Below are 17,730 nucleotides of genomic sequence, written 5' to 3' on the forward strand. Positions count from 1 at the left end.
GGCGAAAGGCTGGGCGACCGGCACCACGCAGCCGGTTGCCTGGCGTTCCTTCCCGTGACAGGCGGGCGTGCTTCAGGCGGTGCTCCCGCCATCGACGGTCAGCACGGTGCCGGTGACTTTGGCGGCACCGTCGGACAGCAGGTAGACCATTGCCGCAGCGACATCGTCGGGATTGGCTACACCCAGCGGAGAGCGACGCAGCACCGAGGCAAGGCGGTCGCCGGTAAGGCCACTGGTCAGTGCGGTCGGCATATAGCCTGGCGCTACGCAATTGATGGTGACGCCGCGTTTGCCGATCTCGCGAGACAACGACCGCATGAATCCTTCAAGTCCGGCTTTGGTCGCACCGTATACTGATAGTCCACTGTAACCGGTGCGAGCGTTGACCGACGAGGTCAGGATGATGCGCCCGCGCCGTTTGAGCAACATCGGCTGGAGCAGCTGCCGGGTCAGGAGGATTGGGCCCAGGAGGTTGGTCTGGACAAGGCCTTCGATATCGCCTCGCGACATCAGCGCGAAGAGCTGGTCCCCGCCGCTCGCAGCGTTGTTAACAACTCCATACAAGTCTTTGTAAGTCTTTGCTATTCTTCGACCGGTGTCCTGGACCTCATCCGCTCTCGAAAGGTCGAGATGCTCGAACGCGAGGCGACCCGGGTACCGCTCGGCAAGCTCGCACAGGTCGGGGCCGAATGTCCGATTGGCGGCCACAACCTGATGGCCGAGCTCAAGCAGGCGCCGCGTCAGGGCCAGACCCACACCCCGGGATGCGCCGGTCACGACGATGGTGCTCATGCACCGTTCGTCCGCTGCAACTTGCCGGCATCGCTCAGCGTGATTTCCTTCACGATCGTCACGAGGGCGGGGCGAGCCTCGCGCGGGAGGTGATCTCGGCACCAGCGCTTTATCTCGAGCGCAAGCGACTTGTCCTCGCCATCGGATTCACTGTCTGCGATGACCTCTGCGGCCAGGATGAAGCCCAGGACCGGGCTGGGCCGGGGGCGCACGGCGCAATCACGAACCGATGGGTGGCGCCGAATGGTGTCCTCCACCAGTTCGGGATGGACCTTGGCCCCACCGATATTGACCACACTGCCGTCGCGGCCGAGGAACACGACACGTTCGCCGTCCAGCCTGACTCTGTCTTGTGTGCAGATGAAGCCTGCCGCGTCGATGAGGGCGCCGCGCCCCGTACCCGGAACTGGCGCACCCGCTGGGCGAATCCACAGCAGGCCTTCGCGAACCGTCAGATCGACCTCAGGCTTTCCTCCGTCCAGCCACGAAGCCGGAAATCCGGCAAGACCATCGTGGACGGAAAAACCCACGCCCACTTCGGTCGACGCATAAGTGTGCGAAACCCGTGCCCGCGGGAAAGTACGCTTCAGGCGGTCGAGAAGGGGTTGATCCGCTGCTTCTCCTCCCAATGTAATCTGCAACAGGTTCATCTCGCCGATCCCTGGATGCATCAGTATGCGTCGCCAGAGCGAGGGTGTTGCCGAAAGATGGGTGCAGCCACCACGCCATAGCAGACGCAGTCGGGTCGCCAGATCCTGTTCGGCCGGCGGTGCAATCAGGCGGCCACCTCCCGCCACGGCGTGCAACAGGACCTGAAGCCCAGCAAACCTGCAGGGGTCATAAAGCAGACCCCAGACCGGCTTGCTTGCCGCGGATGAGGGCAAAACGGATTTTCCAAGAAGGGAAGCAAAAGTGTGGTCGAAGGCCTTCGGATCGCCACTTGTTCCGGATGTGACAAGCGACCAGCGGGTGAGAGGCGGCCACAGTGGCTTTTCCCATACTTCGACATCCTCAAGATCGTCGATAACTGTGGCACCTTCGGATTGCGCGAGGTCCAGGCGACGAAGTGGGTCGAGATTGACCGGCAACAGCAGGACTGCTGAGACTTTCTTGTCCAGCAGGATCAGCGCGCGCACGAGTTCTGCCGCATTTGCCGGCGCCACGGCGACGCGGCTCGCACTGCGGAGCCCACGCGGTATCTGATCGTGCAGTGCAAGGATTGCGCCCGCGGTGATCGTCTGGATGCCGTCGTCCACAAGGACGTGACCTGAAGACAAGTTCCTGGCGCTGATCAGGGCTGAGAGATCAGGCATTCTGGCTTAGTTCAACCGGCTTCTGCTCCAGAGCTTCCGCTTGCAGCAAACGCGTATAGAAGCCGACGAATTCAGCGAAGGTTGTCGGTGGTTCTGCGTCGGGGTCGATCGAAAACGGATCTACCCCGAGGTCATCGTCGAGCTGTGCGATCAGCACTGCAAATGCCATGCTGTCGAAACCCGTCTCGAGCAAGACCGTGTCATCGTCCAGCGGCGGGGGAGGACAGTCGTGGTCTTCGCTCCACAAGAGATTGAAGGTGGCGCGAATCTGGTTGGCGATAGCGTTCATCTCAACCTCCCTAGGCCATCGTTGCGGGCGCAGAGGATCCGTCCGCTCCGGAATCAGGTTCCGACGGAACTGAACGGGCCGCGGCCGGGTCCCTGATGCGGGCTCCGAAAACCCCGGTCATGATGTTGCGCTCGATTACCCGTGCCGGATTGCCGAAGGCGAGTGAATTGGCAGGGATGTCGCGCAAGACCACCGAACCTGCACCAATTATGCAATGGTCGCCGATCGTGACGCCGGGCATGATCACACTGTGCGCGCCGATGAAGCAGTAATCCCCGATTGTGGTATCGAGGTGTACCCCATTGACAAAATCGTGCGTCATGATCGACGAGCGGAAGGTAACAGCGCTAAAGCGCCCGATCCTGACGCCATGGGGATATGTCTTGTCAATCTTCGCCGTCAACGAAATCCGCGTGCCTTCTCCAATCTGAGTGCCCCAGAACCGGTTATAGTACAGGCGGACCAAGGAAATCAGCCTGCGATACAGATAAGTTCGAACTCTGGGCGCAAAGCCGTATTGACGCATAACCCCCCCAGCGCAATTCCCAATGTCCAGTCGAGGCTGCGCCAAAACGCGCTCGTGCCCGGACGGCTTATCCTACCGCGTCATCGCGCGATAGACCAGCAAATCACGCGAGGCATGTCAGGTCTCGCTCGGGTCAGATTTTTCCTCGCATTACAAGCGCCTTGGTGATTGCGCCCGCGTTCGGTCGTCCATAGGGTACGCGGAGGCTTTGAACTGTCCAGTTCTCTCCACATTGCGAAAAGGTACCAGATGATATCATTCGGCTGCGGAGTAAAACCACCGGATACATCGGGCTTGGTAGCTGATGTTCAGAGCATGATTCATGTTTTAGCTTGGCAACCAACATAGTGTACACGCATATGGGGGGCATTTGCACCTGTTATGCTGCTGTGCTGATAGGCTGGCGCGTTACAGTATTCGGTGCGGGTCAAAAGGATCAGCCTGAGCGACAAGATTTGGATGCCTGTGGAGGGGGCTGATGCCGGACATAGAAAAGGACAAGCTGCAAGAGCTGGCCGACATCGTTCAGAAACTGACCCAGTCGATTGAAGGTGATGGGCAGTACCCAAACAGAACTGTGCGGCAGAATTTTTTGAAGGAGGCTCGGCAGGAACTACGCCGAAGATCGCTGAAGCGGTCTGTGTTTAAGGAAATCGACTTCAACCATGAATGGGCGTGGGATATCTTGCTCGAACTCTATGTTTCCCACTGTACGGGTTCCGCGGTAAATCCCACGTCGGCAGGGGCAGACGCCGGAATTGCGCAATCGACCGCCCTGCGCTGGATTGGAGTTCTCGAAGCGGCGGGATTGGTACGGCGTCGGCCGGATACGCTGGACAAGCGTCGTCAGTGGATCGGCCTTACGCGGGAAGGTGTGAAGCGTATGGAGAGCTATTTCCAGTCCACAGGCTAGGTGCACAAGTCATTCCCGCACTGGCCGGCCTGTGCTGGTGCATTCGGGGGGGGCGCCATCTCGTGCGCCCTGATCCCCGTCAGTTTTCTAGCGTTGAAACCAGCCAGATCTTGACAGCTTCGCTGGCTGATTTTGCACCAAGCTTCACGATCAGCTTGGCACGGTGGATTTCGACTGTACGCGGGCTGAGATCGAGTTCACGGCCAATCACCTTGTTGGTCATGCCATCGGCAATGCGCTCGAGTACCTGGCGCTCACGCTGCGTGAGCCTGCTGATCAGCCTGAAGGCCTCCTGCGTGCGCTCCTGCTTGCGGCGAAGCGCCTCGACATTCGTGCGTGCGGTCTCGATCGCTTGCTGAAGGCGGGTGCCTGAGCAGTCGTAAGCGATGTAGTCCTGCGCACCGTTGCGCATGATCGAGATTGCTTGCTCAACGTCAGGCTGGGCGCAAAAGACAATCGCCGGCATCCAGATCCCCGCATTCGAGATCATTTGGTGGAAACTGGACGTGGGGTCGCAATAGACTTCCTCATCGACGAGGATGAAGCCCGCGGTGGGGGAAAACTCCAGAAATTCATCCATGCCCGCGTAGATTTCAGCATGGAACTGATGCTCGACAAGGCGCCTGCTCAGCGTGGCGCGCACTGAAGTCTGCGGGCAGATTACATGTACCGTGTTGCGGGCTACTTTTTGGAGGCTGGCCACGCCGTCGAGTGCGAATCCGGCATATTCCGGAACGGACAATGGCCTTGAGACTGTTTGCTCCGCGTACGTAATCATTGTTAGGCCCCCAAATGCGATCTGCCTGGTCAGGTGTTACTCATTTTGGTTAATCTGGAAGAAACGACCCTTATCGTAGCAATACTTATAGCGATGGCAGCGCCACCCGCCCCCATTCGGGCACTGGCCTGCAAGCCGGCACGTCGTCGCCCCTTCCGTCCCCACCTTCACCATGCGCTAGAAAGTTGTGGCGCCTGCTTTGCTGTCTGATTAGGGCGGGAACCACCGGTAGGATGGGGCATGCTGGCGTGATGAAGAACCGTTTGAAGAGCAAGACGACCGAGATTGCTTCGCCGTCTCAGATACGGGCAAGCTATATTCGCTGGGGCCTAGTTACAGTTCCCGGCATGACGGGAATGGATTTTCTGCTCAAGCAGATGTACGAAGGCGGACTGTCGGGATACTGGCTGCAGCAGTCGGGAATTTTCGGGGATTCTAATCTGGCTTTTGCTGCTCAAGTCTTCAGGATCGGGGCAACTGCCTTGTTAGGCGGGGCATTGGCCATCCTATTGGCCTCCCGTGGCGCCGATCGGCGCGGCACGGCGATATCAGCGGTACTGTTTTCGTTTTTCCTTTCAAGCGCTTCGCAAGCCTTGTTTTTTGTCATGCAGGCAGTCGGTCTGGCCCAGATCCTTATGGGATGTGCATTGCTCGGCCTGGCGGCAGGGATACGCTTTGCGGGACGTGTAAGAATATCGGCGGCAGTGTTGCTGATCCCGCACTTTTTGTCGTTGATCGCTTTGACTTACGCTTTCGGCCTCGCAGGCCAGGTATATCGCCCTGAGTTGCCGGATGGGCCACACGGTATCACAGTCAAACTTTAGACTGCCGTGGGAAGAGGCCCTGCCTGGTTTCCAGCATGATCGTGAGGGTATAGCCGACCCTGACCGTACACGGATCGGCAGGGTAAGCCCTCCGTGCCGTTCCCGGCGTGGAAGATCGGTCTTGCCTTCCGAGGTGGTATCCGCCGAACTACGTGACCATCCAGCGCTCCATGTCGCTACCGTGCAATAATTGCCGATATACTGGCGACAGCATCTGGGTGGTGGAAGTCGCAGTGCCGTGGTTGATCCCGGAGGCGGCTGATCAGCTTCCCATGCGATCGGACTTGGCAACGGCAAGGTGGATGTGTGGGCAAGATCGTTCTTCTGGCGGGTTCGCTTCTTGATGGTGGCGACGATAATGACTCGATCAGGGGCACGGCCGGCGATGACATCATCACTGGCGGGGGTGGCAACGACTGGATCGACGGTAGGGCTGGCAGCGATCTGCTATCGGGAGGCACTGGCGCCGACCAGATTTCCGGTGGCTTGGGGCAGGATCGGCTGTTTGGCGGTGATGGCGACGACCTGCTAGTGGGAAATTCCTCCGATGACCAGCTGGTCGGAGAAGCTGGAAATGATGATCTGCGGGGCGGTTCTGGACGCGACTCTCTCGACGGCCGAAGTGGCAACGATCTTCTCGATGGCGGCATGGGTCGCGACGGCCTGCGCGGAGGCGATGGTGACGATGTTCTGAAGGGTGGGCAGGGCAGGGATGTGCTTGCCGGGGAAGCAGGCGATGACCTGCTCGATGGTGGCCAAGGCCCCGATATCATGGCGGGTGGGTCAGGAGACGATGTCTACCTGGTCGATGACAAGCTGGATACCGTTACCGAATTTGTGGGTGCCGGTTCGGATACCGTCAAGACCATGCTCCGCTCCTATGCTCTTCCAGACAATGCCGAGAACCTCTTTTTTGCAGGAACCGGGAGCTTTTCCGGGCGTGGAAACAGCCAGGACAACGTGATCTGCGGCGGAACGGCCAGCGATTTCCTCCTCGGCGGAGCAGGCCGTGACACGTTCCTGTTTGTGCCAGGGTCCAGTGGCGGGGACGACGTGGACACGATCGGCGATTTCACGCCGAGCGTCGACAGACTGGACCTGACAGGCTTCGGCCAGGTCGAGCCGCAATCGATGCTGTTCCTGGAAGCCGATGGCAATGACCTGATTGTTCGTCTCAATCTTGTGCCAGATTCGGGGGGCGAGGATGCGCTCGTCGTCGTTCTCGAGAATGTCACTGCCTTGACGAAAGGCGATATCATGTTTGCGCCGCCGCCGCCGCCGGCACCTGAATTGCTGATTGGAACCGCTGCTCAGGACAGGTTGAAAGCAGGGCCTGGCGGAAGCACGATCATTGGCAGTTTTGGCAGGGACCTTCTCTATTGCAACGCTGGTGTCGACCGGCTTGTCTTTGCCCCGGGCGACAGCGGTGTGGGCTCGCTCGGCCGCGATGTCATCTTCGGTTTCGAGAGTGGCAAGGACAGCATTGATTTGACGGCCTTCTCAGGTGACCTGAAACTCTCATTTGTGGAAATGGGCACCAACAACTGGCTCGTTTCGTTCGATAGCAACGGCGATGGCATTCGCGACACACAGATCCAGGTCAAATCATCGCAACTGACGCTGGACGACATCCTTCTGCACGTTTGAAGCGGCCCTAGCGCTCGGCCAAGCCGTGTCGATCCGCTTCTTGCCGACCGGACGAACGAGGCACGATGCTTTGCAGATTAAGCGAATCTAGAGGGATTGGCGGCAAGGCAGGTGCCTCGAGACGCGAATGTTCGGTTCGCACAGCGAGGAGCATTGCTTTGGCTAACGGGATTGTCGCCAACAAGGAAAAGTCAACAGGACCTACTGTCATGCTCTTGACACCGGTCGAGCCCCTCTCGGGCAATACCTAGATCCCTTGGCGCGGGCGGATATACGGGCGCACGCAAAAGATGGTCGTCAGATCAGGTCGCGGCGCTTTTTCAAGCCTTGCGCTCGCCTTTGTGGAAAGGGTTGTGTCGCCACACAGCCCAATACGGTCTCAAATCTGCATTGAGACAGGGAAGACGGTGATAGGGGCGATCGACAAGAATGTGACTGCAAAGCCGCATGGCAGCTTTGCGCGTTTCTATGACAAAGGTATTGCCCCCAAGCGACTGCCGCCTATGCCAAAGGCTGCCCCTCACCGAGATTCACCCGGATATCGAAGTCCGGGCAAGACGACATCAAGGAGTAACCCATGAAGATTGCGATGGTTGGTTCGGGCTATGTGGGCCTCGTGTCCGGCGCGTGCTTCGCCGATTTCGGGCATGACGTGGTCTGCATCGACAAGGACCAGGGCAAGATCGACAGCCTGCGTGCGGGCGTGATGCCGATCTACGAACCCGGCCTTGCCGAACTGGTGGCCGGCAACGTGAAGGCGGGCCGCCTTTCGTTCAGCACCGATCTGGCCGCTTCGATCGAAGGCGCGCAGGCGATCTTCATCGCCGTGGGCACGCCTTCGCGCCGTGGCGATGGCCATGCCGATCTCAGCTATGTCTATGCCGTGGCGCAGGAAGTGGCGGCGGAGCTGAAGACACCGGCTGTCGTGGTCACCAAGTCCACCGTGCCGGTGGGCACGGGTGACGAGGTGGAGCGGATCATCCGCGAAAGCGGCACGGGGGTGAAGTTCGCGGTCGTCTCCAACCCCGAATTCCTGCGCGAAGGTGCCGCGATCAGCGATTTCAAGCGGCCGGACCGCATCGTCATCGGCGCGGAGGATGATTGGGCGCGCACCGTGATGAACGAGGTCTATCGCCCGCTCTTCCTCAACAAGGCGCCGATCCTGTTCACCAGCCGCCGGTCGAGCGAGCTGATCAAGTATGCCGCCAACGCCTTCCTCGCCACCAAGATCACCTTCATCAACGAAATGGCCGACCTGTGCGAAAAGGTGGGCGGCGATGTGCAGGACGTGGCGCGCGGCATCGGGCTCGACGGGCGCATCGGTTCCAAGTTCCTCCATGCCGGGCCGGGCTATGGCGGATCGTGCTTTCCCAAGGATACGCTGGCCCTGCTCAAGACAGCAGAGGACTACAACTCGCCCCTGCGCATCGTGGAGGCGGTGGCCAAGGTCAACGACAGCCGCAAGCGCGCGATGGGGCGCAAGGTGATCGAGGCGCTGGCCGAGGCCGGCGCGGGCGAGGCGCGGGGCAAGCGCATCGCGCTGCTGGGCCTGACCTTCAAGCCCAACACCGATGACATGCGCGATGCGCCGTCGATCGCCATCGTGCAGACGCTGATGGATGCCGGGGCAGAAGTGGTCGCCTATGATCCCGAAGGCATGGAACTGGCCGCGCCGCTGATGCCCGGCGTGACCATGGCCACCAACACCTATGAAGCGGTGAAGGGTGCCGATGCGGTGGTGCTGGTCACCGAATGGGATGCCTTCCGCGCGCTGGACCTTGACCGGGTGAAGCAGCTGGCGGCGCAACCGATCCTGGTGGACCTGCGCAACATCTACGATCCGGTGGAAGCACGCGAAAAGGGCTTCCACTACAGCAGCGTCGGACGCCCTTGAGATTGCTGGCTTACGGGCCTGCCTTTACTCCGTGGCTATGCCAGGAGTGGGGCGGGCCTTGCCAGCCTGAGCGCCGATAAGGGATCCTCCTAGGTGTAACCACATCGGGGCAACTGCGCATTTCCATCATGGGCTTGCCCGTCTAAGGCCGGGCGCAACACGGTGCCAAGGCAACGACCGTTGTATTCGAGCATTCGATCCGGATGGATTTAGGTCCAGATTGACTCTTAAAAATTGGCCCGGCTTCAAAGATGTGAAGATGCCGGGCTGAAATTTCCCACCATATTGGTGGCAATTTTTCTGGCTTGGTTTGTGCAACTCACTCATGGTTAATCCATGATGAATCCCTTGCTCATCCATGTTCTCTCGCCCGACTCCGCCTGCCGGGCCAAGCTTGCGCGACTGGTGTTCGATGCCGGCTCGCATGCTGAGATTTACGCCGATGTCGGAGAGCTTGTCGAAGCCCGGCCAGCTCGAGGAGTGATCCTTCTCGAACTAGGCAAAGGGAGCTTTACGATTGAGAACCTGACGGCCGAGATGAATCGGCACGGTTTTTGGCTTTCACTGGTCGCCCATACGTCTGAGCCTACGATCCGCGAAGCAGTCAAGGCGATCAAGGCAGGCGCTCTGAACTACATCGTGACCCCAGAGACAACGACCGAGATAACTGAACTGCTGGTGGAACTGGCCCCACAGGCGGCTGCTGAGGCGGCGGAGAAAATTCGCGCCGCTGAAGCAATCTCAAAGCTTTCGCGCCTGTCTGTCAGGGAGCGGCAGGTCCTTGACCTCCTTGCGATCGGCCACAGCAACAAGGGCATCGCACGGACGCTCGATATCAGCCCCAGAACGGTCGAAATCCATCGCATGAAGATGATGGGCAAGATTGGAGCGCGCAATGCCGCAGAAGCGGTCCGCATCCGGTTCGAGGTGGGGGACGACTTGCCGGAGGCGGCGTGAGGCGTCATGATCGCTTGCGACCAGCAGCCAATGTGACGATCATGCCCATCCATCGGCCTGAGGCCGACGCCCACTTGAAGGTTTCAGCTCAAAAGAGCTTTGCTGCACTGCAAATTGAAAGTAGGTAACGGCCGAGCCTGATGCCCGGCGTTTCAGGCCTGGCCGAGCGGCTGCACTCGATTGGAATTGCCTGTCTATGCCTGCAGTGTCGATTGTTGTTCCGTGTTACAATGCCGCGGATTTCATAGCCGAGGCGCTTTCGTCAGTGCAGCGTCAGACCTTTGAAGATTGGGAATGCATCGTCGTCGACGATTGCTCTACCGATGATTCTGCTCTGATCATCAAGGATATGGCTGCTGCAGACCAGCGGATCATTGCTATCTGTCTCGAGCAGAATGGCGGCGCTTCTGCAGCAAGGAACGCCGGATTTGAGAAGGCAACCGGCAAGTGGCTGACTTTGCTTGACGCAGACGATGCCTACGCTTCCGATCGCCTTTCACGGCTGGTGGCTCTTGCTGAAGCCAATGACGCAGAGATGGTGTTCGATAACCAATCGATCGCCGACTATCCCAGCACTGTTCCAGTCGATGTGGCCTTTCATTGGCTTACCGAAGATGCCAGGCCCTTCTCGTCGGAAAACTTCTTTGTGGAATCAGCCAATTTTGGCCGCTCCATCAATCCCGGTTACATGAAGCCGCTTTTCTTGCGCTCTTTCGTGGAAGCCAATCGCCTGCGCTATGATCTGTCGTTCCGCAGCGGGCAGGACTATATGCTTTATGCATCTGCATTCGCTCACGAACCGCGCTGCTTCGCAACGGGCTACTGCGGCTATATCTATCGCCGCAGGGCAGGTTCGCTGAGTCGATCAGGTGGCGCTCATCTGCGCAACCATGCGCGACTGTCTGAGGAGATTCTCGCCCGCTACGGCGAAAGACTGTCGCGTCCCTCACAAGTGGCCTTGATTGCCAGGCAGCGGTACTTCCTTCGTGCCGCCTCCCTTCACGACGTCCGTGTCGCCCTGAGAGATCGCAAGCCCATCCATGCATTGGTCAAGGCGCTCTCGCACCCGGGCAGTTTCCTCGCTGCGGCAGCGGCAATCCGGCGCTCGTCCTTGCAAGGGCGCTAATGGCTGTGGCTCTTGGACGCGCCGCGTTTCTGAATTCGCTTTACATGCTCGTCGGCAATGGTGGTCAGATGATCGCCTCGCTTGGCGTATTCCTGTACCTTGCCAGGGTGCTCTCTCCTGCCGACTTCGGTGCGATGGGGATGGCTGCTGCGCTGGTCGATCTTCTTACCGTGTTCGGCAGATTCGGTCAGGTCGAGGCCTTGCTGCAGCGGGGCGCCGACGAACAGTCGATCCGCTCGACGTCCTTCTGGCTGCTCATGCTGATCGGCATCGGCAATCTCCTGCTGATCGTCGCCCTTGCTGAACCAATGGCCTATCTGACCCATGCAAGTGCCGTGGCGCCTGTCATGCTGGTGCTGGCAGCAGTGCCATTGCTGCAGAATGTCGGGCAGGTCAACGAAGCGATCATGCGTCATGAGATGCGGTACCGGGGAATAGCCGTGCGTAATGTCACGGCTACGGTAACCGGGGCGATTGTCGCTGCCGTTCTTGCCATGAACGGCTTCGGCGTGTTTGCGCTGGCGGCACAGAAGCTCGTCTTCACGATCGTCTACAGTCTGGCTGTCGTGGTCGCGCGTCCGTGGCTGCCAAGTCGAAATTTCGTCCGTGCGGAGACCCGCCGGCTGCTTACCACGGGTTTCGATGTAACAATCAGCAATACCCTGCAGATGGCCAACGGCCGCATTGTCGATCTCTGCATAGGATTTTTTCTGGGTGTCGTCGCTTTGGGCCAGACCCGCGTTGCCTGGCGACTATATGATTTCTCGCTCCAGCTCGTGATCGCTCCCCTCAGTTCGGTTTCCTATAGCCTGTTTGCGCGGGTCCGGGAGCAGCGCGAGGCCATGCAGCAGGCCTATCTGCAATATGCCGAGATAATCAGCCTCATTGCAGCGCCGATCTTTGTCGGCGTCAGTCTGCTGTCAAGCGACGCCATGGTTCTTCTCGCAGGCCGGAAATGGGAGGGGTCGGCTTCGGTCCTTGCGATGCTTACGCTGAGCATTCTGGCAAGTTGCATGAGCCTGATTTTCAGTCCGGTCATGGTCGCAAAGGGCAGAACCGACATCATCCGCCGTCAGGCCCTGCTCCAGACTGTCGCCAATGCGCTGCTCACTGTTATTGCCGCCCAGTTCTCAGTCACTGCAGTGGTCGTGACATATGTCCTGCGGATGTATGCGTTCGCATTTCTCAATGTCCGGTATATGAATGCGACGCTTGAAGTCACCTGGTCGGTCTTTGTCAGACGGATGCGTCCGATCGTTCTGGCCACGATCGGGCTGGCTGCCTGTGGCATTGCCGTCCGTGAGGCTTTATTTGCAAGTCCCGTTCTTGTCCGAATAATCGCTGTATCGGCCGTGGGCGCCCTAGGATATATCGCAGTGATTGTGGCGGGCGACCGGGCAGGTATCTGGCCTGGCTATGTGGCAGAGTTCCTCTCCGGGGCGCGGACTCTGGTCCGTCGGCAGCGCCCCACGCCGGCCGAAGGCTAACGCGAGGATTGTTCCTATGCTCTTTGCAGGAATTGAGACGCGATGATGCTCAAGCAGATTCGGCAACGATTGCGCGGAGGCCCGCCGGAGGCCCCGCTGTCGGTTGGAGCCGACCAGCGTTTATACGCTATCGGCGACGTCCACGGGCGTGCGGACCTTCTGGAGCAGCTTCTTGAGAAGATCTACCAGGACAACAAGATTCGCGGAGAGGTGTCGCAGTGGCAAATGGTTTTCCTGGGCGATCTGATCGATCGTGGCCCTGACTCGCGTCGCGTTGTTGAAGTCGCGATTCAACTAGCTGCCGAGATCCCTTGCATCACCTTGATGGGCAACCATGAAGAGGTGATGGTGGCCTCTCTCAATGGCAACTTGGATGCCCTGCGGCTGTTCCTGCGCTTTGGGGGCTATGAGACGTTGCAAAGCTACGGAGTACCCGATGACACGCTTGAGCGGGCGTCGGTCGAGGAAATCCTCAAGGCATCGCTCGACATCATCCCGGCCGAACACCAGTCCTTCCTGAAAGGTCTGCCGTCAAAAGTCGTGTTTGGTGATTATCTGTTTGTTCACGCGGGGATCCGGCCTGGAGTCACGCTCGAGAAGCAGGTGGAATCCGACTTGCACTGGATCCGCAAGGACTTTCTCGAAGATGGGACCCGTCACGACAAGATGGTGGTACACGGGCACACGATCGCACAAGATATCGATGAGCGCCCTAATCGCATCTGTATCGACACCGGTGCCTATTATTCCGGCCAATTGAGCGCGATTTGCTTGCAGGATACCGAACGCTGGTACCTTCACACCTGACGTATGGCGCAGGTCGCTCCAGCCAAGTGCGATCAAGGAGCAGTCACGATCTCCGGCCATCGTTGCGATTGCCCGATTTCACTTGAAAGGATGTAGCGTGGAAATCTTTGCCGCAGTCTGCGCCTGTGTATGCGCCATCCTGGGCTTCATGCTTCTTGTCCGATACCGCGCAAGCCGGTCAAGGTCTTACCGGGACGCTGTAGCCGAGGCTGAACGGATGCTGGAAGACCCGTCTTGGGAAGAAGATCGTCGCGATTGCAACGACAGGGCGCGGGGCCAGCACTAGGCTGGCAGCAATGTGGTTCGTGTTAAGGCTGCGGCTCGGGATTTCCACACCACGATGGTCTCCCTGTTTCGGCAGATACATGTGCACTGCCATTCCTAATAGCGCATGGCCCATGCCTAGTTCGAAGCGCGCGTTTATCCGATGCCCAGGCTTGCAAAACCCTGGCCAGGACGCCTTGCTTCAACCTTGTCCTTAGGCAGTATCCGGCAAGACCGACACCTCCAAGGCCTCGAGTGCGTTGCCTTGCTAGAAGTTTGGCATAACGCGTGGCAGCTGCGTTTTTTTGCTCTCAGCCCGCTGCCATCGATCGGGCCGCCGGCCCCGCGTGAAGCAAGGCAAATGTCTTACGCATGCGTTTGCGTCGCATGGACTCGGCGCGCCACATCTGGCGGCGTAGCCGGCTGACACCGTAAAGGATTGATGGCCACATCAAGGTGGACACATAGTCCTGCAGCGTGTCTGCACTCCAGAAAACGCCATGGAAGCTGAAGTCCAGCAGTTCGTTGACGGTCTCGAGCACCAGGACAAAGGACAAGGCAATGCCCGAAGCACGCCGATTGCCCAAGGCCACCTGGCATGAAAGATAGATCGCAAGCCCGGCATGGATATGCAGAACCTGATGGCTGATCCCGAATGTATGCGAGATGATGTCCTTGAGGTCGTGGTAGGAGACAATGCTGTCCATGGATTTCGCTCGCGATCTCGCTGCAGGGCAAATGGGTCGGTTGCCGCGCTTGGTAATCGGGATTGGTTTAAAATTTTCCTTCAAGATCGCAGAAGGGTGAAAAAGGGAGCAGGTTCTGCAATGATTCCGGCATGTCGCGGTTTTGAAAGATGGAGTTGGGAATGTTTACATTCCGAGGCTAAGAAGGCCGGGCAATTCGGTGTAGACCAGACGAGGGACCTAAATGTCGGTGATTGAGCAGCCTTCAAACCGCACTACCTGTGCCGGTCCATTGAAAGCCTTGTGGCTGCTGATCGCGACACCCGCGCTGGCTGCGGTTTCGGCATGTGGAGGTGGGGGAGGAATCAATGTCGGACCTACACCCGAGCCCAGTCCGACGAACACCAGCCTGCCACCGACGATCAGCGAAAACTTCAACGCCGCCAGCGCGAAGATCATCGCGGATGTCGGCAATACTGATGGGGCGGCCAGTGGTGTAAACCTCGCGTCGAGGGCTGCTTACGGCACACTCAAGGTTTCGTACGACGCAACGAAGGATGCCTACACGTTCTCCGACGAGGCGTCTTCCGCGACGTTCTTGCCAGCGGACCGTGTTTCCAGCAGCTCTGCATTTGACACGTATCGCTTTGCCTCAGGCACTTCCACGCAGGAACTGCGGCTTTTCAGGTCTTCGCCGAGCAATGATCGCCTTTCGCTGCGCTATGTAACCTTCGGTCTGTGGTCAACTTACCAGGTGGGAGCCAGCAAGACCCGGTATCAAACCAGGATTGCAATGACCGGCGTGAAGACGCCATTGGCGGATCTTCCCAAGGCGGGCACGGCAACCTACACGGGCATCGCCGACGGTATAGCGGCTTTGGATGGCCAAGCTTACAGGCTCGCAGGAAGTACAGGCACGTTGAACGTCGACTTCGGTACAGGCGTTGTAAAGACCGAGGTCGAGCTGGTAGGTCAGACCGACATAAGCTCGGATGCGCTTGGCACCATCGCACTTGGTACGATCAGGGGTACGGCGCAGATCGGTGGCGATCAGACCCGCTACACCGGTACCGTGCGCGGGCTCGGGATGGAGGGAAGCATGGGTGGCGGTTTCTTCGGCCCGGCCGCAGATGAGACCGGATATGCCTTCTCGCTGAGCGACGGGACCAACACTGCCGTGGGCGCGTTTGTCGGGAAAAAGCCCTAAGTTGCTGCGCATCGATGCTGCATTGGCACTCATGCTGGCGATCGGACCCACGCCGGCGCTGGCCAGCGACGGCGGTTCCGATGCGAGTGTGAGCTCGTCTGAGCCTTGTGATGGCATAGACTGCGTCACGATGTCACCGACCGAGGTTCTCGCTGCCGCTGATCATTTCTTGGAAGTTGGCAACACTCGGGCTGCCAGGAGCATGCTGTCGGCGTTGCTCACGAATCGTGCCGTGGAGATACGCGCCGAGGCCAACTTCCGCCTTGGCCAGATAGACGAGCGCGAAGGGAACAGGCCGGCTGCCGTGCGTCGCTACCGGGCCGTACTTGATGCACAGCCCGCGGCGACGAGGGTGCGCCTGGATCTTGCGCGGGTCCTTGCCGAAATGGGGCAGGTGGATGCCGCGCGCGATCAAGTACGCAGGGCAAGCACGCAAGGCCTTCCTGAGGCTGTCGCGCGATCGGTCGAGCGGTTCCAGCTGTCCCTGCGGTCATTGTCACGACGAGGTGCTAGCCTTCAGATATCCATCGCGCCTGACAGCAATGTGGTGAGTGCCAACAACGCTTCAAGCGTCCTGGTGGGTTCGGTTCCGATCGCATTGCACGATGAAGCACGGGCTCACTCGGGCCTTGGACTCTCCATCAATGCGGAAGCATTCTGGCGACCACGGCTCGGGGCTCGCGAAAACTTCATAGTCAATCTGGCGGCGGCCGCCGACCTCTACACATATTCCCGTGCAAATGATGTTGATCTTGTCTTGTCTGCCGGCCCGGAGTTCATTCGCGGCGCAACAAGGTTTCGCCCGATGATCAAGGCGGAGCAAAGATGGTTTGGCCAAAAACCATTCTACGCGGGCTGGGGGGCAAGTTTCAATGTCCTGCACTCGCTAGGGGCGAAGAGCCAGATCCAGCTTGATGTTACGGGCATGAGCCGAACCTATTCGGGCAACCGCGGCTTGGACGGAACCGCCTGGCTTGCCAATGTCCGTTTCGACCGTGCTTTGTCACCTCGGTTTGTAATACGGATGGGGGGACGGGCGGGCGTGCAAGGGGCACGACTGCCCGCTTATGCCAATCGCAGTCTCGGGACAGATCTTATCGTTTCTCGCGACTTCGGAAAGCAGACGGCATTTGCCCGCGCAACCCTCACTCGCGTCTGGGGGCGCGCGCCTTTTCTTTTCCCGCCCGATCGGCGCAATGACTGGATAGCAGACATGGAGCTCGGCCTGTCGTCTCGCAAGATACTTGTGGCAGGACTGACGCCGTCGGCCCGTCTGCGCTACACGCAAAGCTGGTCGCCGGTCTTTTTCTATGCTTTCAATCGCATAAAGGTCGAGTTCGGACTGTCACGAGAATTCTGACTGTTCTGGGCGATGACCCCTTCATACGTCATTGCGCATATTCGGCATGGGCCCTGTCCTCCTGCTCATGTCCGCAATACGGTCAGTTCTTCACAGCCCGGTGCTGCGCATGTGGGGGTGAGATACGGGCAAGGCTCGGCCAAGAGCGAAGTCTGGGACGCTGTACATCATATTGCCCGCCGGACAGCGCCATTCTTCGCGACAAGCGCCAGTTCTGCTTGTTCGGGAGTTGTAGGGGAAAGCGAGGCGCTGCCAACGGTGGGCGGGGAAAGGTCCGCCAAAGCGATGTTTAGTCAGGTGTGCATCAGCCTGATCTCGCAAGTCCCTTTGCAAAGGCGAGCGAATATGCAATGACACGAGTACGGCCACGAGCTTGCATCGATCACTTGCGCAAGCTGACCATGGATTAATTGGGCGGACCGGCGTCCTTGTCAAACCGGTCGAGAAGCTCTTGAAATTCCTCGCCTAGGTCGAGAGCATAGGCAACTTTCAAGAAATCTGCGATTATCACGGTTCGGTCCGTGGCTTGCTCGCTCGCTCCTGTTGGAGAAGGCCCCACTTCACGACGCGCGAGAGCTTCGAGATCCTTCACATAACGGATCACGATCTCGGCATCTGAGGGGTCTGACAAAATCGCAGAGGCCATGCGCAGGCGGTTGGCTGCAGCGAGGAGGCGAGAGGGTTGCATGGCTGCGATAGCTCGGATGACGTACTAAGATAATAATAGTCAATCGCAACTGTAGACCGGCGTGCAAAATTGACCCCGTTTGAGGGGTAATCGGCGTCTAAAATTGACCCCACCCTTGGGCATGTTTGAGGCTGTCCGTTTGTGCATACGAACGGCGAGGGCGGGGATGTTG

17 protein-coding genes are annotated in these 17,730 nt (G+C 59.0%); 10 read left to right on the top strand and 7 right to left on the bottom strand.

Annotated features, from left to right (window positions below):
- Positions 1-72: 72 nt before the first annotated feature.
- From POM99_RS18420 to POM99_RS18435, 4 genes are read right to left on the bottom strand one after another with little or no spacing between them, the layout of a single operon-like run.
- Positions 73-792, bottom strand: coding sequence for an SDR family NAD(P)-dependent oxidoreductase (locus POM99_RS18420; protein WP_277280066.1), 720 nt, complete (start codon positions 790-792; stop codon positions 73-75).
- Positions 789-2,048, bottom strand: a complete 1,260-nt coding sequence (locus POM99_RS18425; protein WP_277280068.1) for an AMP-binding protein — start codon at positions 2,046-2,048, stop codon at positions 789-791. Before POM99_RS18425 ends, POM99_RS18420 begins: the two co-directional genes overlap by 4 nt.
- Positions 2,049-2,097: 49 nt before the next feature.
- Positions 2,098-2,394, bottom strand: coding sequence for a phosphopantetheine-binding protein (locus POM99_RS18430; RefSeq protein WP_277280070.1), 297 nt, complete (start codon positions 2,392-2,394; stop codon positions 2,098-2,100).
- Between the two features lie 10 nt (positions 2,395-2,404).
- Positions 2,405-2,920, bottom strand: a complete 516-nt coding sequence (locus POM99_RS18435; RefSeq protein WP_277280072.1) for an acyltransferase — start codon at positions 2,918-2,920, stop codon at positions 2,405-2,407.
- Positions 2,921-3,398: 478 nt separating this feature from the next.
- On the opposite strand from POM99_RS18435, the gene POM99_RS18440 reads away from it, so the two are divergent.
- Positions 3,399-3,833, top strand: a complete 435-nt coding sequence (locus tag POM99_RS18440; RefSeq protein ID WP_277280074.1) for a winged helix DNA-binding protein — start codon at positions 3,399-3,401, stop codon at positions 3,831-3,833.
- 79 nt (positions 3,834-3,912) lie between these two features.
- On the opposite strand, the gene POM99_RS18445 is transcribed toward POM99_RS18440, so the two are convergent.
- A complete protein-coding gene (locus tag POM99_RS18445; protein ID WP_277280076.1) occupies positions 3,913-4,611 on the bottom strand; it encodes a response regulator transcription factor in 699 nt (232 codons plus the stop codon).
- 251 nt (positions 4,612-4,862) lie between these two features.
- Between POM99_RS18445 and POM99_RS18450 the strand changes: the two genes are divergently transcribed.
- The 7 genes from POM99_RS18450 to POM99_RS18480 all read left to right on the top strand — a co-directional run bounded on the left by POM99_RS18450 (position 4,863) and on the right by POM99_RS18480 (position 13,353).
- Positions 4,863-5,435 (top strand): hypothetical protein, encoded by a 573-nt coding sequence (locus tag POM99_RS18450; RefSeq protein ID WP_277280078.1) that lies wholly within the window; start codon positions 4,863-4,865, stop codon positions 5,433-5,435.
- Positions 5,436-5,741: 306 nt separating this feature from the next.
- On the top strand, positions 5,742-7,082 hold the full coding sequence (locus POM99_RS18455; RefSeq protein ID WP_277280080.1) for a calcium-binding protein: 1,341 nt from the start codon (positions 5,742-5,744) through the stop codon (positions 7,080-7,082).
- 577 nt (positions 7,083-7,659) lie between these two features.
- Entirely contained in the window at positions 7,660-8,976 is a 1,317-nt protein-coding gene (locus tag POM99_RS18460) for a UDP-glucose dehydrogenase family protein (protein ID WP_277280081.1), read from the top strand.
- A 336-nt stretch (positions 8,977-9,312) separates the two neighbouring features.
- Entirely contained in the window at positions 9,313-9,933 is a 621-nt protein-coding gene (locus tag POM99_RS18465) for a response regulator transcription factor (RefSeq protein WP_277280083.1), read from the top strand.
- Positions 9,934-10,129: 196 nt separating this feature from the next.
- Positions 10,130-11,059 (top strand): glycosyltransferase family 2 protein, encoded by a 930-nt coding sequence (locus tag POM99_RS18470; RefSeq protein ID WP_277280084.1) that lies wholly within the window; start codon positions 10,130-10,132, stop codon positions 11,057-11,059.
- Positions 11,059-12,546, top strand: a complete 1,488-nt coding sequence (locus POM99_RS18475) for a lipopolysaccharide biosynthesis protein (protein WP_277280086.1) — start codon at positions 11,059-11,061, stop codon at positions 12,544-12,546. Before POM99_RS18470 ends, POM99_RS18475 begins: the two co-directional genes overlap by 1 nt.
- Before the next feature lie 42 nt (positions 12,547-12,588).
- On the top strand, positions 12,589-13,353 hold the full coding sequence (locus POM99_RS18480) for a metallophosphoesterase family protein (protein ID WP_277280087.1): 765 nt from the start codon (positions 12,589-12,591) through the stop codon (positions 13,351-13,353).
- A gap of 575 nt (positions 13,354-13,928) precedes the next feature.
- Here the strand turns inward: POM99_RS18480 and POM99_RS18485 are convergent.
- Complete coding sequence (locus POM99_RS18485; protein ID WP_277280088.1) at positions 13,929-14,324, bottom strand: hypothetical protein; 396 nt, start codon at positions 14,322-14,324, stop codon at positions 13,929-13,931.
- Positions 14,325-14,547: 223 nt separating this feature from the next.
- Here POM99_RS18485 and POM99_RS18490 point away from each other — a divergent pair, with 223 nt between their 5' ends.
- A complete protein-coding gene (locus POM99_RS18490) occupies positions 14,548-15,510 on the top strand; it encodes a transferrin-binding protein-like solute binding protein (protein WP_277280089.1) in 963 nt (320 codons plus the stop codon).
- 1 nt (position 15,511) lies between these two features.
- Positions 15,512-16,870 (top strand): surface lipoprotein assembly modifier, encoded by a 1,359-nt coding sequence (locus tag POM99_RS18495; protein ID WP_277280092.1) that lies wholly within the window; start codon positions 15,512-15,514, stop codon positions 16,868-16,870.
- 406 nt (positions 16,871-17,276) lie between these two features.
- Here POM99_RS18495 and POM99_RS18500 read toward each other — a convergent pair whose 3' ends face one another.
- Positions 17,277-17,516: a hypothetical protein gene (locus POM99_RS18500; RefSeq protein WP_277280094.1), complete on the bottom strand. Its 240-nt coding sequence runs from the start codon at positions 17,514-17,516 to the stop codon at positions 17,277-17,279.
- Between the last annotated feature and the right edge of the window lie 214 nt (positions 17,517-17,730).

The sequence above is a fragment of the Novosphingobium cyanobacteriorum genome (genome assembly GCF_029436685.1).
Taxonomy (GTDB): domain Bacteria; phylum Pseudomonadota; class Alphaproteobacteria; order Sphingomonadales; family Sphingomonadaceae; genus Novosphingobium; species Novosphingobium cyanobacteriorum.